Source organism: Klebsiella terrigena, assembly GCF_012029655.1.
GTDB lineage: Bacteria > Pseudomonadota > Gammaproteobacteria > Enterobacterales > Enterobacteriaceae > Klebsiella > Klebsiella terrigena.
Genome location: NZ_CP050508.1, coordinates 5548280 through 5573548, shown reverse-complemented (window position 1 = coordinate 5573548; position 25269 = coordinate 5548280). Strand labels below are relative to the sequence as shown.

24 protein-coding genes are annotated in these 25269 nt (G+C 55.2%); 8 read left to right on the top strand and 16 right to left on the bottom strand.

From position 1 onward, the window contains the following. Positions 1-39 precede the first annotated feature (39 nt). The 13 genes from HCK03_RS26105 to asnC all read right to left on the bottom strand — a co-directional run bounded on the left by HCK03_RS26105 (position 40) and on the right by asnC (position 11532). Complete coding sequence (locus HCK03_RS26105; RefSeq protein WP_041143353.1) at positions 40-459, bottom strand: F0F1 ATP synthase subunit epsilon; 420 nt, start codon at positions 457-459, stop codon at positions 40-42. A 20-nt stretch (positions 460-479) separates the two neighbouring features. Continuing rightward, positions 480-1862: a F0F1 ATP synthase subunit beta gene (atpD, locus tag HCK03_RS26100; protein ID WP_041143354.1), complete on the bottom strand. Its 1383-nt coding sequence runs from the start codon at positions 1860-1862 to the stop codon at positions 480-482. 26 nt (positions 1863-1888) lie between these two features. Continuing rightward, complete coding sequence (atpG, locus tag HCK03_RS26095) at positions 1889-2752, bottom strand: F0F1 ATP synthase subunit gamma (RefSeq protein WP_041143355.1); 864 nt, start codon at positions 2750-2752, stop codon at positions 1889-1891. A 50-nt stretch (positions 2753-2802) separates the two neighbouring features. Continuing rightward, the gene (gene atpA / locus HCK03_RS26090; protein ID WP_041143356.1) at positions 2803-4344 is read right to left on the bottom strand and encodes a F0F1 ATP synthase subunit alpha; all 1542 of its coding nucleotides are present in this window, start codon (positions 4342-4344) and stop codon (positions 2803-2805) included. 12 nt (positions 4345-4356) lie between these two features. Further along, entirely contained in the window at positions 4357-4890 is a 534-nt protein-coding gene (gene atpH, locus HCK03_RS26085) for a F0F1 ATP synthase subunit delta (protein ID WP_041143357.1), read from the bottom strand. A 14-nt stretch (positions 4891-4904) separates the two neighbouring features. Then, complete coding sequence (gene atpF, locus HCK03_RS26080; RefSeq protein WP_041143358.1) at positions 4905-5375, bottom strand: F0F1 ATP synthase subunit B; 471 nt, start codon at positions 5373-5375, stop codon at positions 4905-4907. Between the two features lie 54 nt (positions 5376-5429). Next, complete coding sequence (atpE, locus tag HCK03_RS26075) at positions 5430-5669, bottom strand: F0F1 ATP synthase subunit C (protein ID WP_000429386.1); 240 nt, start codon at positions 5667-5669, stop codon at positions 5430-5432. A gap of 47 nt (positions 5670-5716) precedes the next feature. Beyond that, positions 5717-6532, bottom strand: coding sequence for a F0F1 ATP synthase subunit A (gene atpB, locus HCK03_RS26070; RefSeq protein WP_115193864.1), 816 nt, complete (start codon positions 6530-6532; stop codon positions 5717-5719). Positions 6533-6540: 8 nt separating this feature from the next. Beyond that, entirely contained in the window at positions 6541-6921 is a 381-nt protein-coding gene (gene atpI / locus HCK03_RS26065; RefSeq protein WP_143992327.1) for a F0F1 ATP synthase subunit I, read from the bottom strand. A 616-nt stretch (positions 6922-7537) separates the two neighbouring features. Further along, positions 7538-8161 carry a 16S rRNA (guanine(527)-N(7))-methyltransferase RsmG gene (rsmG, locus tag HCK03_RS26060; RefSeq protein ID WP_041147492.1) on the bottom strand — a complete coding sequence of 208 codons (624 nt, stop codon included), beginning with the start codon at positions 8159-8161 and terminating at the stop codon, positions 7538-7540. A 109-nt stretch (positions 8162-8270) separates the two neighbouring features. Further along, positions 8271-10160: a tRNA uridine-5-carboxymethylaminomethyl(34) synthesis enzyme MnmG gene (gene mnmG / locus HCK03_RS26055; protein ID WP_167692369.1), complete on the bottom strand. Its 1890-nt coding sequence runs from the start codon at positions 10158-10160 to the stop codon at positions 8271-8273. 381 nt (positions 10161-10541) lie between these two features. After that, the gene (mioC, locus tag HCK03_RS26050) at positions 10542-10982 is read right to left on the bottom strand and encodes an FMN-binding protein MioC (protein WP_041143362.1); all 441 of its coding nucleotides are present in this window, start codon (positions 10980-10982) and stop codon (positions 10542-10544) included. A 91-nt stretch (positions 10983-11073) separates the two neighbouring features. Next, the gene (gene asnC, locus HCK03_RS26045; RefSeq protein WP_045853727.1) at positions 11074-11532 is read right to left on the bottom strand and encodes a transcriptional regulator AsnC; all 459 of its coding nucleotides are present in this window, start codon (positions 11530-11532) and stop codon (positions 11074-11076) included. 151 nt (positions 11533-11683) lie between these two features. On the opposite strand from asnC, the gene asnA reads away from it, so the two are divergent. Further along, positions 11684-12676 (top strand): aspartate--ammonia ligase, encoded by a 993-nt coding sequence (gene asnA / locus HCK03_RS26040; RefSeq protein WP_167692368.1) that lies wholly within the window; start codon positions 11684-11686, stop codon positions 12674-12676. 8 nt (positions 12677-12684) lie between these two features. Here the strand turns inward: asnA and viaA are convergent, their stop codons facing one another. Further along, complete coding sequence (gene viaA, locus HCK03_RS26035; RefSeq protein WP_134528275.1) at positions 12685-14133, bottom strand: ATPase RavA stimulator ViaA; 1449 nt, start codon at positions 14131-14133, stop codon at positions 12685-12687. Further along, the gene (ravA, locus tag HCK03_RS26030) at positions 14130-15629 is read right to left on the bottom strand and encodes an ATPase RavA (RefSeq protein ID WP_167692367.1); all 1500 of its coding nucleotides are present in this window, start codon (positions 15627-15629) and stop codon (positions 14130-14132) included. The genes viaA and ravA overlap by 4 nt, the downstream gene beginning before the upstream one ends. Before the next feature lie 338 nt (positions 15630-15967). Between ravA and kup the strand changes: the two genes are divergently transcribed. The 7 genes from kup (at position 15968) to rbsR (ending at position 23874) form a co-directional block, all read left to right on the top strand. Next, a complete protein-coding gene (gene kup, locus HCK03_RS26025; RefSeq protein WP_041143367.1) occupies positions 15968-17836 on the top strand; it encodes a low affinity potassium transporter Kup in 1869 nt (622 codons plus the stop codon). A gap of 185 nt (positions 17837-18021) precedes the next feature. Further along, positions 18022-18441 carry a D-ribose pyranase gene (gene rbsD / locus HCK03_RS26020; RefSeq protein WP_041143368.1) on the top strand — a complete coding sequence of 140 codons (420 nt, stop codon included), beginning with the start codon at positions 18022-18024 and terminating at the stop codon, positions 18439-18441. A 10-nt stretch (positions 18442-18451) separates the two neighbouring features. After that, positions 18452-19957 carry a ribose ABC transporter ATP-binding protein RbsA gene (gene rbsA, locus HCK03_RS26015; RefSeq protein ID WP_123552592.1) on the top strand — a complete coding sequence of 502 codons (1506 nt, stop codon included), beginning with the start codon at positions 18452-18454 and terminating at the stop codon, positions 19955-19957. Positions 19958-19962: 5 nt separating this feature from the next. Then, on the top strand, positions 19963-20928 hold the full coding sequence (gene rbsC / locus HCK03_RS26010) for a ribose ABC transporter permease (RefSeq protein ID WP_041143370.1): 966 nt from the start codon (positions 19963-19965) through the stop codon (positions 20926-20928). A gap of 27 nt (positions 20929-20955) precedes the next feature. Next, a complete protein-coding gene (gene rbsB / locus HCK03_RS26005) occupies positions 20956-21846 on the top strand; it encodes a ribose ABC transporter substrate-binding protein RbsB (RefSeq protein WP_128879409.1) in 891 nt (296 codons plus the stop codon). A gap of 99 nt (positions 21847-21945) precedes the next feature. Continuing rightward, entirely contained in the window at positions 21946-22878 is a 933-nt protein-coding gene (gene rbsK / locus HCK03_RS26000; RefSeq protein ID WP_167692366.1) for a ribokinase, read from the top strand. A 3-nt stretch (positions 22879-22881) separates the two neighbouring features. Continuing rightward, the gene (gene rbsR, locus HCK03_RS25995; protein WP_115193859.1) at positions 22882-23874 is read left to right on the top strand and encodes a ribose operon transcriptional repressor RbsR; all 993 of its coding nucleotides are present in this window, start codon (positions 22882-22884) and stop codon (positions 23872-23874) included. Here the strand turns inward: rbsR and mdtD are convergent. Further along, positions 23871-25268: a multidrug transporter subunit MdtD gene (gene mdtD / locus HCK03_RS25990; RefSeq protein ID WP_167692365.1), complete on the bottom strand. Its 1398-nt coding sequence runs from the start codon at positions 25266-25268 to the stop codon at positions 23871-23873. The two genes, rbsR and mdtD, sit on opposite strands and share 4 nt — an antisense overlap. Position 25269 lies beyond the last annotated feature (1 nt).

The following is a 25269-nucleotide window of genomic DNA, read 5'->3' as shown; positions in this document are numbered from 1 at the left end:
CCTGGAAACCAGACTGGCTTTTTAACTTTCAAGCCGGTGTTACATCGCTTTTTTGGTCAATTCGATAACGCGCAGTTTGGCGATCGCTTTGGCCAGTTCCGCAGACGCCTGAGCGTAATCTACGTCGCCGTGAGAGCTGTTAATGTGCTCTTCCGCTTTACGCTTCGATTCCAGGGCTCGTGCTTCGTCGAGATCCTGGCCACGAATTGCCGTATCAGCCAGTACGGTCACGCTGCCAGGCTGCACTTCAAGAATGCCGCCGGACAGATAGATAAACTCTTCATGACCGTGCTGTTTAACGATGCGAATCATACCAGGCTTAATGGCGGTGAGCAGCGGTGCGTGACCCGGGAAAATACCCAGCTCACCTTCACTACCCGTTACCTGGATTTTCTCGACCAGACCAGAGAACATTTGCTTCTCTGCGCTGACGACGTCCAGGTGGTAAGTCATTGCCATATCACCCTCCGATTAAGGCGTTAAAGTTTTTTGGCTTTTTCCACGGCTTCGTCGATGGAACCAACCATGTAGAACGCCTGCTCCGGCAGGTGATCGTATTCGCCTTCCATGATGCCTTTAAAGCCACGGATGGTGTCTTTCAGGGAGACGTATTTGCCCGGAGAACCGGTAAATACTTCTGCCACGAAGAACGGCTGGGACAGGAAGCGCTGGATCTTACGCGCGCGAGCTACCACCAGTTTATCTTCTTCAGACAGCTCATCCATACCGAGGATGGCGATGATGTCTTTCAGTTCCTGATAACGTTGCAGCAGAGACTGTACGCCACGCGCGGTGTCGTAGTGTTCCTGACCAACAACCAGCGGATCCAGCTGACGGCTGGTGGAGTCCAGCGGGTCAACGGCCGGGTAGATACCCAGAGACGCGATCTGACGGCTCAGTACCACGGTTGCATCTAAGTGAGCAAAGGTGGTTGCTGGAGATGGGTCAGTCAAGTCATCCGCAGGGACGTATACCGCCTGCACGGAAGTGATAGAACCGGTTTTGGTGGAGGTGATACGTTCCTGCAGAACGCCCATCTCTTCCGCCAGAGTCGGCTGATAACCTACCGCTGAAGGCATACGACCCAGCAGCGCGGATACTTCAGTACCGGCCAGGGTATAACGATAGATGTTATCGACGAACAGCAGTACGTCACGACCTTCGTCACGGAATTTCTCAGCCATGGTCAGACCGGTCAGCGCAACGCGCAGACGGTTTCCCGGCGGCTCGTTCATCTGGCCGTAAACCAGGGATACTTTATCCAGAACGTTGGAGTCAGTCATCTCGTGGTAGAAGTCGTTACCCTCACGAGTACGTTCACCTACACCCGCAAACACGGAGTAACCGGAGTGCTCGATCGCGATGTTACGGATCAGCTCCATCATGTTTACGGTTTTACCAACGCCCGCACCACCGAACAGACCGACTTTACCGCCCTTAGCGAACGGACACATCAGGTCGATTACTTTGATACCGGTTTCCAGCAGTTCCTGAGAGCTTGACAGCTCTTCGTAGGAAGGTGCTGCGCGGTGGATAGCCCAACGGTCTTCTTCACCGATGTCGCCTTTCATATCGATCGGCTGACCCAGCACGTTCATGATACGACCCAGCGTTGCTTTACCAACCGGGACTTCGATCGGGTGCTCGAGGTCTTTAACTTCCAGACCACGACGCAGACCGTCAGAAGAACCCATGGCGATAGCACGTACGATACCACCGCCGAGCTGCTGCTGAACTTCCAGCACCAGACTCTCGTTACCATTTTGTACCTCAAGAGCATCGTACACGCGCGGTACGGCATCCTGAGGGAATTCGACGTCAACCACGGCGCCGATTACCTGGACAATTTTTCCAGTAGCCATCTTGAATCCTCTACGAATTAACCTGGTTATACCGCGGATGCACCACCGACGATTTCGGTGAGTTCCTGAGTAATGCTGGCCTGACGAGCTTTGTTGTATACCAACTGCAGCTCTTTAATCAGGCTGCCGCCATTATCGGTAGCGGCTTTCATCGCCACCATACGTGCGGCCTGCTCGCTGGCCAGGTTTTCTACCACGCCCTGATAAACCTGAGACTCAACGTAGCGACGCAGGAGGGTATCCAGCAGCGCTTTTGGGTCTGGCTCATACAGGTAATCCCAGGATTTACGCTTCAGATCAGCATCGTCTGACGCCGGTAACGGCAGCAGCTGAGTAATGGTCGGAGCCTGAGACATGGTATTAATAAATTTGTTGCTGACAACGTACAGCTTGTCCAAACGGCCTTCATCATAGGCCTGCAACATCACTTTTACCGGACCGATCAGTTCGGACAGGGACGGGTTATCACCCATGCCGGTCACCTGAGCGACAATATTGCCGCCCACGGAATTAAAGAAAGAAACGCCTTTAGAGCCGATCATTGCGATATCGCACTGAACGCCTTTATCGGACCAGACTTTCATATCCGCCAGCAGTTTTTTGAACAGGTTAATGTTCAAGCCACCGCACAGACCACGGTCGGTCGACACCACCAGGTAGCCTACGCGCTTAACGTCGCGTTCTTCCAGGTAAGGGTGCTTATATTCCAGATTACCGTTCGCAAGGTGACCAATCACTTTGCGCATGGTCTCTGCATAAGGACGGCTGGCCGCCATGCGATCCTGCGATTTACGCATTTTGGAAGCGGCGACCATTTCCATCGCTTTAGTGATCTTCTGCGTGTTCTGGACGCTTGCGATCTTACTACGTATCTCTTTTGCGCCGGCCATGAACTTCTCCTCAATGCCGTGCGGCTTGCCCTAAGACAAGCCGCCAGACTTTACCAGGACTGGGTTGCTTTGAAGGAGTCGAGGATGCCTTTCAGCTTGCCTTCGATCTCGTCGTTATAGCCACCGGTCTGGTTAATCTCTTGCATCAGCGGAGCGTGGTCACGGTCAACGTAAGCCAGCAGAGCGGCTTCGAAGCTACCGATTTTCGCCAGTTCCACATCTTCGAGGTAACCGCGTTCCGCAGCAAACAGAACCAGGCCCTGCTGTGCTACAGACATCGGAGCATACTGTTTCTGTTTCAGCAGCTCGGTTACTTTCTGACCATGGCTCAGCTGTTTACGGGTTGCTTCATCCAGATCGGATGCGAACTGAGAGAACGCAGCCAGTTCACGATACTGTGCCAGAGCGGTACGAATACCACCGGACAGTTTCTTGATGATCTTGGTCTGAGCAGCACCACCAACACGGGATACGGAGATACCCGGGTTGACCGCCGGACGAATACCGGAGTTAAACAGGTTGGTTTCCAGGAAGATCTGACCATCGGTAATGGAAATTACGTTAGTCGGAACGAATGCGGAAACGTCACCAGCCTGAGTTTCGATAATCGGCAGCGCGGTCAGGGAACCTGTTTTACCTTTCACTTCACCTTTGGTGAAGTTCTCAACGTATTCAGCGTTAACGCGGGATGCGCGTTCCAGCAGACGGGAGTGGAGGTAGAACACGTCGCCTGGGAATGCTTCACGTCCTGGCGGACGGCGGAGCAGCAGGGACACCTGACGGTAAGCAACGGCCTGTTTAGACAGGTCATCGTATACGATCAGCGCATCTTCGCCGCGGTCGCGGAAGTATTCGCCCATTGCGCAACCGGCATACGGAGCCAGGTACTGCAGCGCAGCGGATTCAGAAGCGGTCGCCACAACAACGATGGTGTTGGACAGCGCGCCGTGTTCTTCCAGTTTACGTACCACGTTAGAGATGGTGGACGCTTTCTGGCCGATAGCCACGTAGACGCACTTAATGCCGGAATCACGCTGGTTGATGATCGCATCGATTGCCATCGCGGTTTTACCGGTCTGACGGTCACCGATGATCAGCTCACGCTGGCCACGGCCGATTGGGATCATTGCATCGACGGATTTATAACCGGTCTGTACCGGCTGGTCGACGGACTGACGTTCGATTACGCCCGGTGCGATAACTTCGATTGGCGAGAAGCCATCGTGTTCAACCGGACCTTTACCGTCAATTGGTGCACCCAGGGTGTTCACCACGCGGCCCAGCAGGCCACGACCGACAGGAACTTCCAGGATACGGCCAGTACACTTAACCTTCATGCCTTCGGCAAGGTCAGCATACGGACCCATCACTACCGCACCTACGGAGTCGCGCTCCAGGTTCAGGGCGATAGCGAAACGGTTACCCGGCAGAGAGATCATCTCACCCTGCATACAATCGGCCAGGCCGTGGATGCGGATAACACCGTCACTGACGGAAACGATAGTACCTTCGTTGTGAGCCTCGCTCACAACATTGAACTGAGCAATGCGCTGCTTGATCAGTTCGCTGATTTCGGTGGAATTCAGTTGCATGCTCCAGTCCCCTTAAGACTGCAAGACGTCTGCAAGGCGATCAAGACGGCCGCGTACGCTGCCATCAATGACCATATCACCCGCACGGATGATAACACCTGCCAGTACAGACTTATCGATTTTGCAATTCAGCTTAACTTTGCGTGACAAACGTTTTTCCATCGCGTCGGCAATCTTCGCGAGCTGTTCTTCACTCAGTTGGGTGGCAGAAATAACATCTACCTCTGCGGTTGCCTCACTGGCAGCGCGCAGGTGAATGAACTGCTCAAGAACATCCGGGAGCACCTTCAGACGACCGTTTTCAGCCATAACCCGAATCAGGTTCTGGCCGCTGTCGTCCAGCTGCTCGCCGCAGATCGCGATGAACGCTTCAGAGAGCGTTTCCGGCGCCAGAGCACCGGACAGAAGCTCTGCCATTTGTTCGTTTTTAGTCACTTCAGCGGCAAACGCCAGCATATCCTGCCAGCGCTCAACACCTTTGTGTTCAACGGCAAAGTCAAAAGCTGCTTTGGCGTAGGGGCGAGCTACCGTTACAAATTCAGACATCAGCCCCTCCCTCCTTACAGTTCAGCGACAAGTTTATCCACGATGTCGCTGTTAGCAGCTTCATCCACGGAACGTTCGATGATCTTCTCGGCGCCAGCAACAGCCAGGATTGCGACCTGCTTACGCAGCTCCTCACGCGCACGTTTACGTTCGGCATCAATTTCAGCCTGCGCCTGTGCGACGATTTTGGTGCGTTCCTGTTCTGCTTCAGCTTTAGTTTCATCCAGAATCTGAGCGCGACGCTTGTTTGCCTGCTCGATGATTACCTGGGCTTCCGCTTTCGCTTTTTTCAGCTGGTCGGTCGCGTTGGCCTGTGCAAGGTCCAAATCCTTCTTAGCGCGTTCTGCAGAAGCTAAGCCGTCAGAAATCTCTTTCTGCCGCTTTTCGATGGCAGCCATTAAAGGCGGCCATACGTACTTCATGCAGAACCATACGAAAAGAACAAACGCGATGGCCTGGCCGAGGATTGTTGCGTTCATGTTCACAGCACAATACCTCTTAAATTAACTCTGTGGCTTAGGTTTCTTACGTACAACTTACTACGCGACAGCAAACATCACGTACAGACCCAGACCTACAGCGATCATCGGGATAGCATCCACCAGACCCATAACGATAAAGAACTGAGTACGCAGCAGAGGAATCAGATCCGGTTGACGCGCTGCGCCTTCCAGGAATTTGCCCCCGAGGATGCCGATACCGATCGCAGCACCGATCGCCGCCAGACCCATCATCACAGCGGCAGCCATGTACAGCAGATCCATATTCAGGTTTTCCATGACAGTCTCCAGTTTATTTCAATAAAAACGTAGTATGTTGGTAAAAATCAATGCTCTTCGGATGCCATCGACAGATAGACGATCGTCAGAACCATGAAGATGAAGGCTTGCAGCGTAATAATCAGGATGTGGAAAATGGCCCATGGCACATTCAGAATCCACTGTGACCACCACGGCAACAGACCAGCAATCAGAATGAAAATCAGCTCACCGGCATACATGTTGCCGAACAGTCGCAGACCCAGTGATACAGGTTTGGACAGCAGGCTTACCCCTTCAAGGATTAAGTTGACAGGAATGAACGCCCAGTGATTGAACGGCTGCAGCGTCAGTTCTTTAACGAACCCACCCACGCCTTTCATTTTGATGCTGTAGAAAAGAATCAGGATAAACACGCCAAGCGCCATCGACAGGGTGATGTTAACGTCCGCAGACGGAACCACGCGCAGTGCAGGCAGGCCGAAAATGTGTTCACCGATATAAGGAATCAGGTCGATTGGCAGCAGGTCCATCAGGTTCATCAGGAATACCCAGACGAACACGGTGAGGGCCAGCGGAGCAATCAGCTTGCTCTTGCCATGATACATATCTTTAACGCTGCCATGGACGAAGCCAATGGTCATCTCGATAGCCGTCTGGAGTTTACCCGGTACTCCGCTGGTCGCTTTCTTCGCAACGCTACGGAAAACGGTAAGGAACAACAGACCGAGCACCACTGAGAAGAACATGGAGTCAATGTTGAGCGTCCAGAAGGTGGCCGGGGGGTTGTTCGGATCCACCAGCGAGAAAGTACGCAGGTCCAGCTGAAGGTTATTCAGATGGTGTCCTATGTATTCCTGCGGCGTCATATTTTCTGCAGCCATGATGCCTTTTACCCTTTGTTGTTAATTACAGCTGGCGCCAGAATTTGTACCACCAGCACCAAAACCCACGTCACGATCAGCGGTAAAAATACCACCTTGAAAACGGCCAGCGCCATCACGAGGAGCGCGAAGGTCAGCAACACCTTGGAAGCTTCACCGATAGCGAAGGTCCAGGCCATTCGGCCTTTAGCTGGTGTATGCGCCTGATGACGCCAGGCAAAAATCATAAACATTATGTTTGGCACAACGACCGCCAAACCTCCGCATACTGCGGAGATGCCCCAGAAGGGGTCTTTGAGGCTGAACAGCAGTCCACTTGCTATTACTGCCAGTAACTGAATAAACAGAAGCTTACGAGCAACGTTTCGACTCAAGAGCGACACAGACATCACGTTTTTACTCCTGCTCCCTTCGAGGTATGTCGCGTGTCGTATAAAACGTCCTTTGAGGCGAAGAGTCAAGCATCAAAAAGCGGACAAATTATACGGTGACAACCCGTGAATTCAAACAATAAGTAGCAAAATAGTGAATAAATGTTTAATTATTTTCTGACAGGCAACTTTTCCTGCATTTTGCCAATCTGTGAGCGATCATGCAAAACTGCAAATACCGAGAAAACACGGCCTATAAAGCGTGCATTAGATCACATTATAAACATTTAGGGTTCGGTTGAATTAATTCTGTTCATAAATCATGACTTTTCATCCTTTTGATATTCAACATAAAAATCAGGGACTTTTTCTAAAACAACCCTACATACATTAAAAACGTTTTATTGACATTTATAATAAATATTTAACAACTATATGCCTGTTCAGCGCCTTGATTTGTAGCGGGCTGATATTTTCAAAGTTGACTATTGTTCTGGTAAATGAATCAGCAAACGTTAACCGCCAGAAAAACCATAGTGAAAATATGGTTAAATGCCCCCCGATAATACCCCGGCGTTACCTTCATTTTTGTAACATCCGCAGGTGACATTTTTTCCACATTTTTTGGTAAAAATTAAATCTTTTTTGATTTAATAACCACCAGGTGACGCTCCCCTTCCAGCTGGGGGACACGCAGTTTAATCACCTCGCTCACCGCGTATCCGGCTGGCAAATCGGTGAGCTCCTCTTCCTGAGCCACGCCTTTAAGCGCGTAAAAACGCCCCTCTTCCGCCGGCAAATGGTGGCACCAGCTCACCATATCATTCAGCGAGGCGAACGCGCGGCTAATCACGCCATCAAACGGCGGCTCGGCCGGGAACGCTTCTACCCTACTCTGCACCGGCGTCACGTTCTCAAGCTTTAGCTCATGCTGAACCTGACGGAGAAAGCGCACGCGCTTGCCAAGGCTGTCCAGCAGGGTGAAATGAGATTCAGGACGTACGATGGCCAGCGGAATACCAGGCAGCCCTGGACCGGTGCCGACATCGATAAAACGGCTTCCTTGAAGATAGGGTGCAACGACAATGCTGTCGAGAATATGCCGCACCAGCATCTCATTCGGGTCGCGAACGGAGGTCAGGTTGTAGGCTTTGTTCCACTTATCCAGCAGTCCAACATACGCTACCAGCTGATTTTTCTGATGATCGGTGAGCGTAATAGCCGCTTCATCCAGTAGACGAGAAAGTTTGTTGAGCACGGTCGGTACCTGTCTAAAAATAATGAGCCCGGAGGCGAAAACGCTTACCGGGCTGATGAACAACGAGGCGGAAAACGGGACGCTATCCGCCAAAAAACCTGTCTGAGGATCAGGCGCTGCGGCGCAGCATCCCCTGCTTTTTCAGCCAGACCAGCAGAATGGAGATCGCCGCAGGCGTCACGCCAGAAATGCGTGATGCCTGACCGATTGAAGACGGCTTATGATCGTTCAGCTTGGCAATCACCTCATTGGAGAGCCCAATGACCTGGCGATAATCAAGCGTAGCAGGCAACAAGGTGTTTTCATTGCGCTGGTGTCTTTCGATCTCATCCTGCTGACGAGCGATATAGCCTTCATACTTAACCTGGATCTCAACCTGCTCAGCCGCCTGCGGGTCCTGCAGACCTGGCGCGAAAGGCGACATCTGCACCAGCTGTTGATAGGTCATCTCCGGACGACGGAGCAGATCCTCGCCGCTGGCTTCGCGTGAGAGCGGCGCGGTGAGGTGAGCATTCACTTCTTCGACGCTTGCGGCCTGCGGGTTGACCCAGCTCGTTTTCAGCCGCTGACGCTCAAGTTCGATGCTTTCCAGCTTCTGATTGAAGCGCGCCCAGCGCTCGTCATCCACCAGACCCAGCTCGCGACCCTGTTCGGTCAGGCGCAGATCGGCGTTATCTTCGCGCAGCATCAGGCGATATTCCGCGCGGGAGGTAAACATACGGTACGGTTCTTTGGTACCGAGGGTGCACAGATCGTCCACCAGTACGCCAAGGTAGGCCTGAGAGCGACCTGGCGCCCAGCCCTCTTTTTCTGCAGAGAAGCGACCGGCGTTCAGACCGGCAAGCAGGCCCTGGGCCGCGGCTTCTTCGTAGCCGGTGGTGCCGTTTATCTGGCCGGCGAAGAACAGGCCCTGGATATATTTGCTTTCCAGCGTCGGCTTCAGGTCGCGCGGATCGAAGAAATCATACTCAATGGCGTAGCCCGGGCGGACGATTTTGGCGTTCTCCATACCCTGCATTGAGCGAACAATTTGCATCTGGACATCGAACGGCAGGCTGGTGGAGATACCGTTCGGATAAATTTCGTTGGAGGTCAGTCCTTCCGGCTCGAGGAAGATCTGATGCTGGTTGCGATCGGCAAAGCGCATCACCTTATCTTCGATCGACGGGCAGTAACGCGGGCCGATCCCTTCAATCACCCCGGCGTACATCGGGCTGCGATCGAGGTTATTGCGGATAACGTCGTGCGTTTTCTCGTTGGTGTGCGTGATGTAGCACGGAACCTGACGCGGATGCTGATCCGCGGATCCCATGAACGAGAATACCGGCATCGGGTCATCGCCATGCTGCTGTGCCAGGACGCTGAAATCGATGGTGCGCGCGTCAATACGCGGCGGAGTACCGGTTTTCAAACGGCTGACGCGCAGCGGCAGTTCGCGTAAGCGGCGGGAGAGCGAGATCGCCGGCGGATCGCCTGCACGACCACCGCTGTAGTTATCCAGCCCGATATGGATCTTGCCGTCGAGGAAGGTTCCGACGGTCAGGACAACCGCTTTGGCGCGGAACTTCAGCCCCATCTGGGTCACTGCGCCGACAACGCGATCGTTTTCGACAATCAGATCCTCAACCGCCTGCTGGAAGATCATCAGATTGGGCTGGTTCTCCAGCGCCGTCCGTACCGCCTGGCGGTAGAGCACGCGGTCTGCCTGAGCGCGAGTGGCGCGCACCGCCGGGCCTTTGCTGGCGTTTAGTATCCTAAACTGAATGCCCGCATGGTCGATCGCTTTCGCCATCAGGCCGCCAAGAGCATCCACTTCTTTTACCAGGTGTCCTTTCCCAATGCCGCCAATCGCCGGGTTGCAGCTCATCTGCCCCAGAGTGTCGATATTGTGTGTCAAAAGCAGGGTCTGCTGACCCATACGCGCTGCGGCCATTGCGGCCTCAGTGCCTGCATGACCCCCGCCAATGATGATGACGTCAAAAGGATCCTGATAAAACATGGTGGTATGCCTCGCATAAAGCGGTTTGAAAATGGATTGAAGCCCGGGCCGTGGATTCTACTCAACTTTCGACTTCCGAGAAAGCTCCGGGATCTTGAGTATTTAAAAGAAGATCTTTTATTTAGAGATCTGTTTTATTGTGATCTCTTATTAGGATCGGACCTTTCTGTGGATAAGCCGGATCCGCGTTTTAAGATCAATCGGTTAAGGAGGATCACTTTCTGTGAATGATCGGTGATCCTGTTCCGTATAAGCTGGGATCAAAATGAAGGGTTATGCACAGCTCAAAAAGCAGGCAACGCTTATGCCTTGGATAACTACCGGTTGATCAGTGGTTTTAAGCATAGTTATCCACAGATGATCGGGCGATCTTTACAAAAATTAGATCAAATTTTTCCAGGATCCCAGCCAAATCTCGGCCGGATCTTCCGGAATCTCATGATCGAGGACGTTAATCTTCAGCGTTTCGCCGATCTGTTTGGCTCCGCATGCCTTTAAGGCATCGTCAATCTTGTCGATTGCGCCGCAGAAGGTGTCATATTCACGACTGCCGATCCCGACTGAGCCAAAGCGTACGCCTGAAAGGTCCGCCTTCTGCTCCTGCAGCGCCTCATAGAAAGGCAGCAGGTTGTCAGGAATATCGCCGGCACCGTGCGTTGAGGAGATAACCAGCCAGATCCCGTCCGTCGGCAGATCCTCAATCAGCGGCCCGTGCTGGATTTCGCTGCTGTAGCCCGCTTCTTCCAGCTTTTCCGCCAGATGCTCTGCTACATATTCCGCACTGCCTAAGGTGCTGCCGCTGATAAGAGTAATGTCTGCCATGATCGTCCGCTCATTTATTCAGTGTGGCACATTGTACGCTGTGTGTGAGCTGGGATCTACCTGTGGAAAATGTGGGATTAAAAAAGCCCGATCACGGGCGGATGGTACGCATAATCGGGTTTTGCAGGGAGATCAGCGTCTCGGTGGACTGAATTTCATCGATTGTTTGGATCTTGTTGATAAGTACCTGCTGAAGGGCGTCGATCGAGCGGCACATCACTTTAATAAAGATGCTGTAGTGGCCGGTGGTGTAGTAGGCCTCGGTCACCTCATCCAGGCTCTCGAGCCGGGCCAGCGCCGAAGGGTAGTCTTTAGCGCTTTTCAGGATAATGCCGATAAAGCAGCACACGTCGTAGCCGAGCTGCTTCGGATTCACGTCGATCCGCGCGCCGGTAATAATGCCCGCCTGCTTCATCTTCTCCACGCGCACGTGGATAGTCCCCGGGCTGACGCCGAACTGTTTGGCCAGTTCGGCGTAGGCGGTGCGCGCATTGGCCATTAACGCTTCAAGGATGCCGCGGTCCAGATTGTCGATCTGATAATTTTCCATTGGTTTTTCTTATGATGTTTAATGATTCTTTCTATATTAGCCATATATTTTAATGAATCAAAAGTGTATTGGCCTTTTTGTTGTTTGATTATTGAATTGATGCCCTGGTTTGTTGCTTAATCAATAGCAACAGGACGCAGGAGTCATAAAAATGAAAACCGCATACATCGCAAAACAACGCCAGATCAGCTTCGTTAAGTCTCACTTTTCCCGCCAGCTGGAAGACAAACTGGGCCTGATCGAAGTCCAGGCTCCCATTTTAAGCCGCGTAGGGGACGGGACTCAGGACAACCTGTCTGGCTGCGAGAAGGCGGTTCAGGTAAAAGTGAAAACGCTGCCGGATGCCCAGTTTGAAGTCGTTCACTCACTGGCTAAATGGAAGCGTCAAACGCTGGGGCAACACGACTTCAGCGCGGGCGAAGGGCTGTACACGCACATGAAGGCCCTTCGCCCCGATGAAGACCGTCTGACCGCCATCCACTCCGTTTACGTTGACCAGTGGGACTGGGAGCGCGTGATGGGCGATGATGAGCGCCACGACGGGACGCTGAAATCCACCGTAGAAGCCATCTATGCCGGGATCAAAGCGACCGAAGCGGCCGTCAGCAAAGAGTTTGGCCTGACGCCGTTCCTGCCGGAACGGATCCAGTTTGTGCATAGCCAGGATCTGCTGAGCCGCTACCCGGATCTCGACGCTAAGGGCCGCGAGCGGGCGATTACCAAAGAGCTGGGCGCCGTATTTCTTATCGGGATTGGCGGCAAGCTGACCGATGGCCAGCGCCACGACGTGCGTGCGCCGGATTATGATGACTGGAGCACCGAGGTTGCCGAAGGCTTTGCCGGCCTGAACGGCGATATTCTGGTGTGGAACCCGGTTCTGGAAGATGCCTTCGAGCTCTCTTCTATGGGGATCCGCGTCGATGCCGAGGCCCTGAAGCGTCAGCTGGCGATCACCGGTGATGAAGATCGCCTGAAGCTGGAGTGGCACCAGGCGCTGCTGCGCGGCGAAATGCCGCAGACCATCGGCGGCGGTATTGGTCAGTCGCGCTTGACGATGCTGCTGCTGCAGCTCGACCACATCGGACAGGTCCAGTGCGGCGTATGGCCTGCACAGGTCCGTGAAAGCGTCGCTGCCCTGCTTTAATCCGCGCCTTAACGCCGCCAGCGTCGCAGCAGGCGGCTACGCAGCCCGGTATCAAAGCGCCAGATATGATCGAAGATGCGCATGATCCCGGGTTTGCCGTGCACCGACATCGCCACCGCGTGAAAACGATGCTGGTGCCTGCGCTGAAGTTCCCCCACCTTATTGATCACCTCATCCGGCAGGCGCTGGGCGATAAAATCAGAAATCACCACCGCATCGGCATCCACCCACTGCGGGTTTTGCATGCGCTCAAAAATGGCCCGAAAACAGCTGGCCAGATCGGTACCGCCGCGAAAACGCTGGCTGAGGAAACGAATCGCCTGCTCCAGCCCCTGCGGGCCGGTGAGCTCGTAATGCACCACTTCGCTGGAAAACAGCATGATAAAGCAGCGCCGGTTGTCCGCCAGCGCGACCCGCATCAATGCCAGGCAGAACGCCTTGGCGCACTGCTCGTTAAACCCACCCATTGAGCCTGAGGTATCGACACAGACGATAAATGGCCCGCGCGGCTGCTCGTCAAAATCCTGCCGGGTAACCGGTCGTTCGGTGATTTTTTCCCGCCACGCGTCGCCGTGCAGCCGGTAGGTCAGCAGCTGCTTTTCCACCAGCTTGCGGTAGAACTCGAACTCCAGCTCGGTGATCCCAAGGGTGGCCAGCTCCGGCGGGAGCAGGCGCAGAATATCGTCGCTTTGCTGCAGGCCATCAACCTGTTCCGGTACCGTGGCCGGTTCACGCACGAGGCTGCGAAAGGCCTCCATCGGCGCATCCTTTTTGGGGACCGATTTTGCTTCCCGCGAGCGCCCGAGCTGTTCAGCCAGCTGCATCAGCTCCGGCTGCTGCGTCAGAAAATCACCGTAGCGAACGATCAGCTGATAATCGCCGCGCTTCAGCTCGCCTGCGCTCATATCCCACAGGCGCCCTGCGGAGTTATCGTTTTCCACCAGCACCGGCTCGAGCTGGCCGCTGAGGGTCATTCGCTCCTGCATCGTGTTGAGCAGCCGATCGCGTTCCTCATCCAGCAGCTGCTGATTGAGAGTGGTAGCCTGCACCACCAGGCTCAGGCGCCAGCGCTGCAGGAACAGGGTGTGCAACGCGGGCGTAAACTGCGGGTTATCATCCGCCAGCTGCTGGGCCTGGGCGGCAAAAGGGGATTCGAGCCTGTGCAGCTGCGTAAGAATTTGCGGCAGCTGAACGATGAACTGGGAGGTCGAAAGAAGCTGCGACCGCTGATAGTTCTGCACTTCAGCATCGAGCTCTGGCGGGATATGCGTCTCTTTTAGCCTGGCCCTGACGGCTTCGCGCCAGCGCGGGATGTCGGCGGCGATAATGTTTTTCAGCCGCGGGAATTTCTCAAAGAAAACGGCAAGCTGCGGGGAGGCCAGCAGCGCCAGCAGCATCTCTTCGATCATCCCCTCTTCGCTGACTGCCAGCATGACATTCAGCATATCCAGCGTCATGGCTGACGGGCCTGTTTGATCTGCGCCCCGACGTCCTGCAGGCTGGCTTCGATACGTCCCAGCCAGTCACCGGGAATGAACAGACATTTTTGCTGTTCGCTAAAGCGGTTGTGCTGCTGATGCCACTCGTCATCGAGAGCTTCCAGCTGCTGGCGAATTTCTGCAGGCATATTTTCCTGCGATTCGCTGCCGGGAAGGGCCAGCCGCGAGCCCTGCAGGCTGACGTCGCGCACCACCAGATGCTGGCTGGTATCGACGTCCATATCTAGCGGCTGGGCAAAACCAATGCCGTTGAGCTTGCCGCGGATCTCGCCGCCCTTCTCCAGCCAGTGGGAGAGCTCCTCACGGGTAAACGTAATATGGATGACCTGCATATCGTGTAGCTTAAGCGGCTGCTGAAGCAGCAGAAGGAGCGTTGTCCCTTCTACGTCGGCGGGAAGCTCATAGTGCGCTTTCCGGCTGAACATGCCGCCGAGACGCGTAACCTTCAGCGCGGTTTTGTCGCTGTGCTGCTGTTGGATCTGAATACGCCTTTGGGTGATCGCCCCGAGGCGCGTCAGCATCGCCTGCTGCTGCCAGGCGTGGTTGGTCATCAGGGTTTCCAGCAGCTGTGACATCAGGTTCATGCTTTCGATATCGTGCCACAGGCAGTCTTTCAGCAGAATCAGGTCGATGGGTGCGATGGTATCGCGGCCGCTGAAGAAGGCGCTGGCCTGCAGCAGGCGAACGGCCTTTTTCCAGCGGCGGTCCGAAACGTAGGGCGCCTTGGGCTGCGTCTCCAGCTGCTGGCGCAGCTGATAGACAAGCTCGAATACGCTATCCGTCAGCTTCACGCTGCTGATATCCTGCTGCCACTGCGCAAACTCTTCGCTACTGACCTGCAGGGCAGCCGGCACCGGATTGCTGTTTTCATCCTGCTGGCTGAGCAGCATGGAGCGGAAGTTAGTTTTATCCTGTACCTTATCGAGCCACAGGCGGATCAGCATTCGGTCATACAGCGCTTCCAGGCTGCTATCCGCTTCCGGGAGTTCATTGGACGCCGCCACCAGCAGGCGCATCGGGATTTTCTCTTCGGTGGCGCCGTTGCGGAAGTGGCGTTCGTTAATGGCGGTCAGCAGGGTGTTAAGGATAGCCGGGCCGGCTTTCCAGATCTCATCGAGGAAGACGATCTCCGCTTCCGGCAGGTAGCCTGCGGTTAAGCGCTCGTAACGGCCTTCATCCTTCAGGGCCTGGATTGATAGCGGACCAAAAACCTCTTCCGGGGTTGAGAAGCGGGTCATCAGGTATTCAAAGGCGCGAGCCTGCTGGAAGGCGAATTTGAGACGGCGGGCGATCAGGCTCTTGGCAATACCCGGCGGACCAAGCAAAAACACGCTCTCGCCGCTGAGTGCGGCAAGCAGACAGAGCCGTATCGCATGACTGCGTTCAAACAAACCTTTTTCCAGCGCTGCGCTGAGCCGGGAAATTCTTTCTGCCAGTAAATGTGATTGAGCCATAATTGAGTTGCGTGCTTTTTCATGTGTCGTTATTGAGTCGAGTATAGATGTTTGATTAGGTGTGGTAATAGCCTGAAGATTCGATTTATTTTCTTTGAGCCAGGTTAATATGGTGTCTGTTAGGGGTACGATTCAGCAAAGAATCGTGCATACTGTGCGCTTTTTGTGAGCCTGAGGACCGGGAACACATTTGTTTTATATACACAAAAACATTCAGGATGCGGCAAGGCAGCAAGGGATGAAATCCCCTGGCGCACGGCTATGTGACCGGGATTTCTGGACGCCACCTGCGCAGAAGCAGCTTGAAAAATGATATGTATAAACGAAAAGACTAGTCTATGAGCTCTGATAATAAGCAATCGCTTCCGGCAGTAACGCTGGCGGCAATCGGCGTGGTGTACGGCGATATTGGTACCAGTCCGCTGTATACACTGCGTGAATGTCTGTCAGGTCAGTTTGGGTTTGGCGTTGAACGTGATGCCGTTTTTGGCTTTCTGTCGCTAATTTTCTGGCTGTTAATTTTTACCGTATCACTCAAATATATCACCTTCGTAATGCGGGCGGACAACGCCGGAGAGGGGGGGATTCTGACGCTAATGTCGCTGGCGGGACGCAATACGTCCGCGCGAATGACGTCGGTGCTGGTTATCCTTGGGCTGATTGGTGGCAGCTTCTTCTATGGCGAGGTGGTCATCACCCCGGCGATCTCGGTGATGTCGGCGATTGAGGGGCTGGAAATTATTGCGCCCAATCTGGATACCTGGGTTGTCCCGATATCCATCATTGTGCTGACGCTGCTGTTTGCCATCCAGAAGCACGGCACCAGCATGGTGGGTAAGCTGTTTGCGCCAATTATGCTGATTTGGTTTCTGCTGCTGGCGGTGCTTGGTGCGCGCAGCATCATTGATAATCCGGAAGTATTGCAGGCGCTCAATCCCTATTGGGCGGTGCACTTCTTCCTCGAATATAAGACCGTCTCTTTTGTCGCCCTCGGGGCGGTAGTGCTCTCCATTACCGGCGTTGAGGCGCTGTATGCCGATATGGGCCACTTCGGTAAATTGCCTATCCGCTTAGCGTGGTTCTCCGTGGTGCTGCCTTCGCTGGTGCTGAACTACTTCGGTCAGGGGGCGCTGCTGCTCAAACATCCTGAGGCGATCAAAAACCCGTTCTTCCTGCTGGCGCCTGAATGGGCGCTGATCCCGATGCTGATTATCGCCGCTCTGGCGACGGTAATTGCCTCCCAGGCAGTTATTTCCGGGGTCTTCTCGTTGACCCGCCAGGCGGTGCGCCTGGGATATCTGTCGCCAATGCGCATCATCCATACCTCCGAGATGGAATCCGGGCAGATTTATATCCCGTTCATCAACTGGCTGCTGTACGTTTCGGTGGTCATTGTGATTATCAGCTTCGAGCACTCCTCCAACCTGGCGGCGGCGTACGGTATCGCGGTGACTGGCACCATGGTGCTGACCACTATCCTGTTCACCACCGTGGCGCGTCAAAACTGGCGCTGGAATAAATTCTTCGTGGCGCTGCTGTTTATCGCCTTTATGTGCATCGACCTGCCGCTGTTCTCGGCCAACCTGGATAAGATAGTCTCCGGCGGCTGGCTGCCGCTGACCCTTGGCCTGGTGATGTTCACCGTGATGACCACCTGGAAGAGCGAGCGTTTCCGCCTGCTGCGCCGGATGCACGAACACGGCAACTCGCTGGAAGCCATGATCTCTTCGCTGGAGAAATCGCCGCCGGTCCGCGTGCCGGGCACTGCGGTCTATATGTCCCGCGCCCTGAACGTTATCCCGTTTGCCCTGCTGCACAACCTCAAGCACAACAAGGTGCTGCATGAGCGGGTGATCCTGCTGACGCTGCGGACCGAAGATGCGCCTTACGTGCACAACGTTCGCCGGGTGCAGATCGAGCAAATCTCACCGTCGTTCTGGCGGGTGGTGGCGAGCTACGGCTGGCGCGAAACGCCGAATGTGGAAGAAGTTTTCCACCGCTGCGGGCTGGAAGGGCTGAGCTGTCGGATGATGGAAACCTCGTTCTTCATGTCGCATGAATCGCTGATTATCGGCAAACGGCCGTGGTATCTGCGGCTGCGCGGTAAGCTCTATCTCCTGCTGCAGCGCAACGCCCTGCGGGCGCCGGATCAGTTTGAAATCCCGCCTAACCGGGTGATTGAGCTGGGCACCCAGGTCGAAATTTGATGTTCCGAAGCCCTTCCTTGTGAAGGGCTTTTTATTGTTTTTTGCCTGCGTTCACTTTTCTCTCCCCACGCTTGCGAAACGTTTCGATGGCGATCACATTTCTCTCTTTTGGCGGTGGTTTTCTGCGCGTATTTTGACAATACTTCCTTCAGCGAAACGTTTCGCTACTGGAGCAGAAGAGAAAAATGAAAAAGGGCACCGTACTTAACGCTGATATTTCCTCGGTTATCTCCCGCCTGGGTCATACCGATACGCTGGTGGTCTGCGATGCCGGGTTACCGGTTCCCCGCAGCAGCGCGCGTATTGATATGGCGTTAACCCAGGGCGTTCCCTCCTTTATGCAGGTTCTGGAGGTGGTAACGGCGGAAATGCAGGTTGAAGCGGCGATCCTTGCGGAAGAGATTAAAACTCATAATCCGCAGCTCCATGCGACGTTGCTCACTCACCTTGAGCGGCTGCAGCAATACCAGGGAAACACCATTGAAATTCGTTACACCAGTCATGAGCAGTTTAAAAAACAGACCGCGGATAGTCAGGCGGTGATTCGCAGCGGGGAGTGTTCCCCGTTTGCGAACGTTATTCTCTGTGCCGGCGTGACGTTCTGAGGTCGCCGATATGGAAGCCTTATTGCAATTAAAAGGGATCGATAAAGCGTTCCCAGGCGTCAAAGCGCTCTCCGGCGCCGCGCTCAACGTTTATGCCGGCCGGGTGATGGCGCTGGTTGGCGAAAACGGTGCCGGTAAGTCCACCATGATGAAGGTGCTGACCGGGATCTACGCCCGCGACGCCGGCTCCTTAACGTGGTTAGGAAAAGAGACCACCTTCAACGGACCGAAATCCTCTCAGGAAGCCGGGATCGGTATTATCCACCAGGAACTTAACCTCATCCCTCAGCTGACGATCGCGGAAAATATTTTCCTCGGCCGTGAGTTCGTTAACCGGTTTGGCAAAATAGACTGGAAAACGATGTATGCCGAAGCGGACAAGCTGCTGGCGAAGCTGAATTTACGTTTTAACAGCCAAAAGCTGGTGGGCGATCTGTCTATCGGCGACCAGCAGATGGTTGAAATTGCCAAGGTGCTGAGCTTTGAGTCGAAGGTCATCATTATGGATGAGCCTACGGACGCCCTGACCGACACCGAAACGGCCTCCCTGTTCCGCGTTATCCGCGAGCTGAAATCTCAGGGCCGCGGGATCGTCTATATCTCCCACCGGATGAAAGAGATCTTCGAGATTTGCGACGATGTTACCGTCTTTCGCGACGGGCAGTTTATCGCCGAGCGCGAGGTGGCGAGCCTGGATGAAGACCTGCTGATTGAGATGATGGTCGGTCGCAAGCTGGAAGACCAGTATCCGCGCCTGGATAAAGCGCCGGGCGTCGTGCGCCTCAAGGTGGACAACCTGTGCGGGCCGGGCGTGGAAAGTGTCTCCTTTACTCTGCGTCAGGGAGAGATTCTGGGCGTCGCCGGGCTGATGGGCGCCGGTCGGACGGAGCTGATGAAGGTTCTGTACGGCGCGCTGCCGCGTAGCAGCGGTTCCGTCACCCTCGACGGGCGCGAAGTGGTCGCCCGCTCCCCGCAGGATGGCCTGGCAAACGGCATCGTTTATATCTCCGAAGACCGCAAGCGCGATGGCTTAGTCCTCGGCATGTCGGTGAAGGAAAACATGTCGCTGACCGCGCTGCGCTACTTCAGCCACGCCGGCGGCCGGCTGAAGCATAAAGATGAACAGCAGGCGGTAAGCGATTTTATCCGCCTGTTCAATGTCAAAACGCCATCGATGGAGCAGGCGATCGGCCTGCTCTCCGGCGGTAACCAGCAGAAGGTGGCCATTGCCCGCGGGCTGATGACCCGCCCGAAGGTCCTGATCCTTGATGAGCCTACCCGCGGCGTTGACGTTGGGGCGAAGAAAGAGATCTACCAGCTGATTAACCAGTTTAAGGCCGATGGTCTGAGCATCATTCTGGTCTCTTCGGAGATGCCGGAAGTGTTAGGCATGAGCGATCGCATCATTGTGATGCATGAAGGGCATCTCGGCGGTGAATTTACACGCGAGCAGGCCACCCAGGAAGTATTGATGGCTGCCGCTGTGGGCAAGCTTAACCGTGTGAATCAGGAGTAAAAAAGATGACAACCCAGGCTGCTGCTGGTCGCCGCTATTTCACTAAAGCATGGCTGATGGAGCAAAAATCGCTGATTGCCCTGCTGGTGCTGATAGCGATTGTCTCGACCATGAGCCCCAACTTTTTTACCGTCAATAACCTGTTCAATATCCTGCAGCAGACTTCGGTTAACGCCATTATGGCGGTCGGCATGACGCTGGTTATTCTCACTTCGGGGATCGACCTGTCGGTGGGCTCCCTGCTGGCGCTGACCGGCGCGGTTGCGGCGTCGATTGTCGGCCTTGAGGTTAATGCGCTGGTGGCGATTGCCGGCGCGCTGGCGCTGGGTGCGGCCATCGGTGCGGTGACCGGGGTGATTGTAGCGAAAGGGCGCGTGCAGGCCTTTATTGCCACGCTGGTGATGATGCTGCTGCTGCGCGGCGTGACGATGGTCTACACCAACGGCAGTCCGGTGAATACCGGGTTTACGGATAATGCCGATCTGTTTGGCTGGTTTGGTATCGGCCGTCCGCTGGGGATACCGACGCCGGTGTGGATTATGGCGATCGTCTTCCTTGCCGCCTGGTACATGCTGCACCACACCCGCCTGGGCCGCTATATCTACGCGCTGGGTGGCAACGAAGCGGCCACGCGCCTGTCCGGCATCAGCGTGAATAAAGTTAAAATCATCGTCTATTCTCTGTGTGGCCTGCTGGCTTCGCTGGCGGGCATTATCGAAGTGGCGCGCCTCTCCTCCGCGCAGCCGACGGCGGGGACCGGCTATGAGCTGGATGCCATTGCGGCAGTGGTGCTGGGCGGTACCAGCCTGGCCGGCGGTAAGGGGCGCATCGTCGGTACCCTGATTGGGGCACTGATCCTCGGTTTCCTGAATAACGGATTGAACCTATTAGGCGTTTCTTCCTATTACCAGATGATCGTTAAAGCGGTGGTCATTTTGCTGGCGGTGCTGGTAGATAACAAAAAGCAGTAACTAAGAACTCTACAGGACATCTTAACTATGAATATGAAAAAACTGGCGACCCTGGTATCTGCTGTTGCTTTAAGCGCGACCGTGAGCGCAAACGCGATGGCGAAAGATACCATTGCCTTGGTTATCTCGACCCTTAACAACCCGTTCTTTGTCTCCTTGAAAGAGGGGGCGCAGAAAGAAGCCGACAAGCTGGGCTACAACCTGGTGGTGCTGGATTCACAAAATAACCCGGCGAAAGAGCTAGCCAACGTGCAGGATTTGACGGTACGCGGCGCTAAGCTCCTGCTGATCAACCCGACGGACTCTGATGCGGTAGGTAACGCCGTGAAGATGGCTAATCAGGCGAAGATCCCGGTTATTACTCTTGACCGTCAGGCGGCGAAAGGCGACGTGGTTAGCCATATTGCTTCTGATAACGTGCTCGGCGGTAAAATGGCCGGCGACTATATCGCGAAGAAAGCGGGTGAGAACGCTAAGGTTATTGAGCTGCAGGGTATCGCAGGAACATCCGCGGCGCGCGAGCGTGGCGAAGGCTTCAGGCAGGCCGTCGCGGCTCACAAATTTAACGTGCTGGCGAGCCAGCCGGCAGATTTCGACCGTACCAAGGGCCTGAACGTCATGCAGAACCTGCTGACGGCGCATCCGGACGTACAGGCGGTATTTGCTCAGAACGACGAAATGGCGCTGGGCGCGCTGCGCGCTTTACAAACGGCGGGTAAATCCGATGTGATGGTTGTTGGATTTGACGGTACTCCGGATGGCGAAAAAGCGGTAAATAGTGGCAAACTGGCTGCGACTATCGCCCAGCTGCCTGAGCAGATCGGCGTGAAAGGCGTCGAGACTGCCGATAAAGTGCTGAAGGGTGAAAAAGTGGACGCCAGCTATCCGGTTGAGCTGAAACTGGTCATTAAGCAGTAATATGCGATTCGGACCGGCAACGGTCCGAGGGACAACATAAAAAAGAAAAGCAGGGCATGCGCCACCGGAGTCCGGTGGCGCGCTTTCCCGGGAACTGAGATGATGAAAACCGCAGGCAAACTTATCGTCCTTGGCAGCATCAATGCCGATCACATTCTTAACCTTCAATCTTTCCCGACGCCGGGCGAAACCGTCACCGGTAACCACTATCAGGTGGCTTTCGGTGGCAAAGGTGCCAACCAGGCCGTAGCCGCCGGGCGCAGCGGAGCAAACGTTGCGTTTATCGCCTGTACCGGCGATGACGATACCGGCGAGCGCGTTCGCCGCCAGCTGGCGAGCGATAACATCGACATCGCGCCGGTTCGCGCGGTAAAAGGTGAATCGACCGGCGTGGCGCTGATCTTTGTTAACGGCGAAGGTGAGAATGTCATCGGTATTCATGCCGGCGCCAATGCCGCCCTTTCGGTCGCTCAGGTTGAGGCAGAGAAGGCGCGTATTGCCGACGCCGATGCGCTGCTGATGCAGCTGGAGTCGCCGCTGGAGAGCGTGCTGGCGGCGGCCAAAATCGCCCATCAGCATCAAACAAGCGTGGTGCTGAATCCGGCCCCGGCGCGCGAGCTGTCGGATGAACTGCTGGCGCTGGTGGATATCATCACCCCTAACGAAACGGAAGCGGAAAAGCTGACCGGTATTCGCGTCGAAAACGATGACGATGCCGCCAAAGCGGCAAACGCGCTCCATAAAAAAGGTATCGGTACCGCTATTATTACGCTGGGTAGCCGCGGCGTCTGGGTGAGCCACGATGGCGAAGGCCGCCGGGTCCCGGGCTTTAAGGTTCAGGCCATCGATACCATTGCCGCGGGTGATACCTTTAACGGCGCCCTGGTCACCGCATTACTGGAAGGGACCGCGCTGGCAGAGGCCATCCGCTTTGCCCATGCCGCCGCCGCTATTGCCGTTACCCGCAAAGGCGCGCAGCCTTCAGTGCCATGGCGAAAAGAAATCGACGAATTTTTACGTCAACAGGGGTAACGCTTGGCTACCATGAAGGATGTGGCCCGCGTGGCGGGCGTTTCCACCTCGACGGTTTCCCACGTCATTAATAAAGATCGTTTCGTCAGCGAGGCGATTACCGCCAAAGTGGACGCGGCGATCAAAAATCTTAACTACGCGCCGTCCGCGCTGGCGCGTAGCCTCAAGCTCAATCAAACTCGCACCATCGGTATGCTGATCACCGCCAGTACCAACCCGTTTTATTCTGAGCTGGTGCGCGGCGTAGAGCGTAGCTGTTTTGAACGCGGCTATAGCCTGGTGCTATGCAATACGGAAGGCGACGAGCAGCGCATGAACAGTAATCTCGAAACGCTGATGCAAAAGCGCGTCGATGGCTTACTGCTGCTCTGTACCGAAACGCATCAGCCTTCGCCAGAAATAATGCAGCGCTATCCTTCGGTGCCAACGGTGATGATGGACTGGGCGCCGTTTGATGGCGACAGCGATCTGATTCAGGATAACTCGCTGCTGGGAGGCGATATGGCGACCCAGTACCTGATAGACCAGGGTCATACCCGGATTGCCTGTATTGCCGGTCCGCTGGATAAAACGCCGTCGCGGCTGCGCCTGGAGGGCTATCACGCCGCGATGTCCCGCGCCGGGCTGGAAGTGGCTGAGGGATACGTGATTACCAGCGACTTTGAGTTTGGCGGTGGATTTAGCGCGATGCAGGAGCTGCTGACCTTATCGGAACGCCCGCAGGCGGTATTTGTCGGCAACGACGCCATGGCGTTTGGGGCATATCAGTCGCTTTACCAGGCCGGGCTGCGTATTCCGCAGGATATGGCGCTGGTGGGCTATGACGATATCGAGCTGGCCCGCTATATGACGCCGCCGCTGACGACTATCCATCAGCCAAAGGATGAGCTGGGTGAGCTGGCGATTGATGTGCTGATTCACCGGATGGCCGATCCCGGACAGCAGCAGCAGCGCGTGCAGCTCACCCCTGAGCTTATCGTTCGCGGTTCAGCCTAGCGTTTGTGCCGTTCCTTTATCAGGTTACGGCCATCCTTCGCCTTTAACAGCATAAACACCAGCGCGGACACGACGGTGATCGCGCCCATCGTAATAAAGGTATTGTGGAACTGCTCTACGGTACTGGAGTTGTCAAAGCCTTCATAAAAGCGCAGTACCGCTGCGCTAATCGCCACCCCGAGACTGATTGATAGCTGCTGCGTGACCGCCAGCAGGCTGTTGCCACCGCTGGCATTATCATCGGTGAGGTCGGCAAGCGTAATGGTGTTCATTGAGGTGAACTGAGTGGACATCGCCATCCCCAGAACGAAGAGCGGCAGCAGCAGCATCCAGACGGGCATCGCGGGCGACTGGAACGAGAACTGGGCGATCATCAGGCCGATAAATATCGTTACCCCTACCAGCGTTTTCCGGTAGCCGAGCCAGCGCAGGATCTGCGTAACGGTAGACTTCGCGATAATAGAGCCGACGGCGGTCGGCGCAATCATGCAGCCGGCGATGATTGCCGAATAGCCAAAACCGACCTGCAGCATCAGCGGCATCAGGAACGGCACGCAGCCCGTACCCAGACGCGTTGCCAGATTACCGGCGATCCCGACGGAAAAGGTTCGGGTCTTAAATAAAGAAAGCGAGATCAGCGGGGCGGGATGGCGGCGGGCATGGCGAATATAGGCCAGCAGTAAAAGAACGCTAAGGGCGATAACCGTCAGCGCGATCCAGCTGGCGACGATTTTCTCGCCAAACAGTTCGATACCGCTGGAGAACAGCACCAGGCCTAGCCCAAAGAGCAAAAATCCGCGGGTATCGAAAGGTCGGCGTGGCGTAGTGAAGTCCGGCATGCATTTACGCGCATAAAGGATGCCAATAATGCCAATAGGAATATTGATCAGGAAAATCCAGTGCCAGCTGGCCCAGGTCACCAGCACGCCGCCGAGAACCGGGCCAAGAATCGGACCGACAAGCCCCGGCATCGTCACGAAGTTCAGCACCGGTAGCAGCTCGCTGCGCGGATAGGCCCGTAATAATGCCAGCCGCGCGACCGGCATCATCATCGCGCCGCCAACCCCCTGAATGACGCGAAAGATGACCAGCTCCATCAGCGAGCCGGAAAGCGCGCAGGCGAGGGAGCCGAGCGTAAACAGGCCTACGGCAATAATGAACACTTTGCGCGTGCCGAAGCGGTCGGCCAGCCACCCGCTCACCGGAATGAGCATCGCTACCGTTAGCGTATAGCTGATGATCGCGGACTGCATTGCCAGCGGCGAACGGTTGAGGCTATGGGCTATTGCCGGAAGGGCGGTGTTCAGAATGGTGGCGTCCAGCGCTTGCATAAAAAAGGCCATTGCCGCAATCCACGGCAGTCCGGCCATACTACGCCCTTTCTTCTCGGTCATG

What these genes read in the sequence shown, in the direction of transcription:
- rbsK (WP_167692366.1), top strand. Translation starts at nt 21,946, where the DNA reads ATGATGAAAACCGCAGGCAAACTTATCGTCCTTGGCAGCATCAATGCC.
- viaA (WP_134528275.1), bottom strand. Translation starts at nt 14,133, where the DNA reads ATGACGCTGGATATGCTGAATGTCATGCTGGCAGTCAGCGAAGAGGGG.
- atpG (WP_041143355.1), bottom strand. Translation starts at nt 2,752, where the DNA reads ATGGCCGGCGCAAAAGAGATACGTAGTAAGATCGCAAGCGTCCAGAAC.
- asnC (WP_045853727.1), bottom strand. Translation starts at nt 11,532, where the DNA reads ATGGAAAATTATCAGATCGACAATCTGGACCGCGGCATCCTTGAAGCG.
- rbsB (WP_128879409.1), top strand. Translation starts at nt 20,956, where the DNA reads ATGAATATGAAAAAACTGGCGACCCTGGTATCTGCTGTTGCTTTAAGC.
- atpA (WP_041143356.1), bottom strand. Translation starts at nt 4,344, where the DNA reads ATGCAACTGAATTCCACCGAAATCAGCGAACTGATCAAGCAGCGCATT.
- atpD (WP_041143354.1), bottom strand. Translation starts at nt 1,862, where the DNA reads ATGGCTACTGGAAAAATTGTCCAGGTAATCGGCGCCGTGGTTGACGTC.
- atpE (WP_000429386.1), bottom strand. Translation starts at nt 5,669, where the DNA reads ATGGAAAACCTGAATATGGATCTGCTGTACATGGCTGCCGCTGTGATG.
- rbsD (WP_041143368.1), top strand. Translation starts at nt 18,022, where the DNA reads ATGAAAAAGGGCACCGTACTTAACGCTGATATTTCCTCGGTTATCTCC.
- mioC (WP_041143362.1), bottom strand. Translation starts at nt 10,982, where the DNA reads ATGGCAGACATTACTCTTATCAGCGGCAGCACCTTAGGCAGTGCGGAA.
- kup (WP_041143367.1), top strand. Translation starts at nt 15,968, where the DNA reads ATGAGCTCTGATAATAAGCAATCGCTTCCGGCAGTAACGCTGGCGGCA.
- mnmG (WP_167692369.1), bottom strand. Translation starts at nt 10,160, where the DNA reads ATGTTTTATCAGGATCCTTTTGACGTCATCATCATTGGCGGGGGTCAT.
- ravA (WP_167692367.1), bottom strand. Translation starts at nt 15,629, where the DNA reads ATGGCTCAATCACATTTACTGGCAGAAAGAATTTCCCGGCTCAGCGCA.
- rbsA (WP_123552592.1), top strand. Translation starts at nt 18,452, where the DNA reads ATGGAAGCCTTATTGCAATTAAAAGGGATCGATAAAGCGTTCCCAGGC.
- mdtD (WP_167692365.1), bottom strand. Translation starts at nt 25,268, where the DNA reads ATGACCGAGAAGAAAGGGCGTAGTATGGCCGGACTGCCGTGGATTGCG.
- atpI (WP_143992327.1), bottom strand. Translation starts at nt 6,921, where the DNA reads ATGTCTGTGTCGCTCTTGAGTCGAAACGTTGCTCGTAAGCTTCTGTTT.
- atpH (WP_041143357.1), bottom strand. Translation starts at nt 4,890, where the DNA reads ATGTCTGAATTTGTAACGGTAGCTCGCCCCTACGCCAAAGCAGCTTTT.
- asnA (WP_167692368.1), top strand. Translation starts at nt 11,684, where the DNA reads ATGAAAACCGCATACATCGCAAAACAACGCCAGATCAGCTTCGTTAAG.
- atpB (WP_115193864.1), bottom strand. Translation starts at nt 6,532, where the DNA reads ATGGCTGCAGAAAATATGACGCCGCAGGAATACATAGGACACCATCTG.
- rbsC (WP_041143370.1), top strand. Translation starts at nt 19,963, where the DNA reads ATGACAACCCAGGCTGCTGCTGGTCGCCGCTATTTCACTAAAGCATGG.
- HCK03_RS26105 (WP_041143353.1), bottom strand. Translation starts at nt 459, where the DNA reads ATGGCAATGACTTACCACCTGGACGTCGTCAGCGCAGAGAAGCAAATG.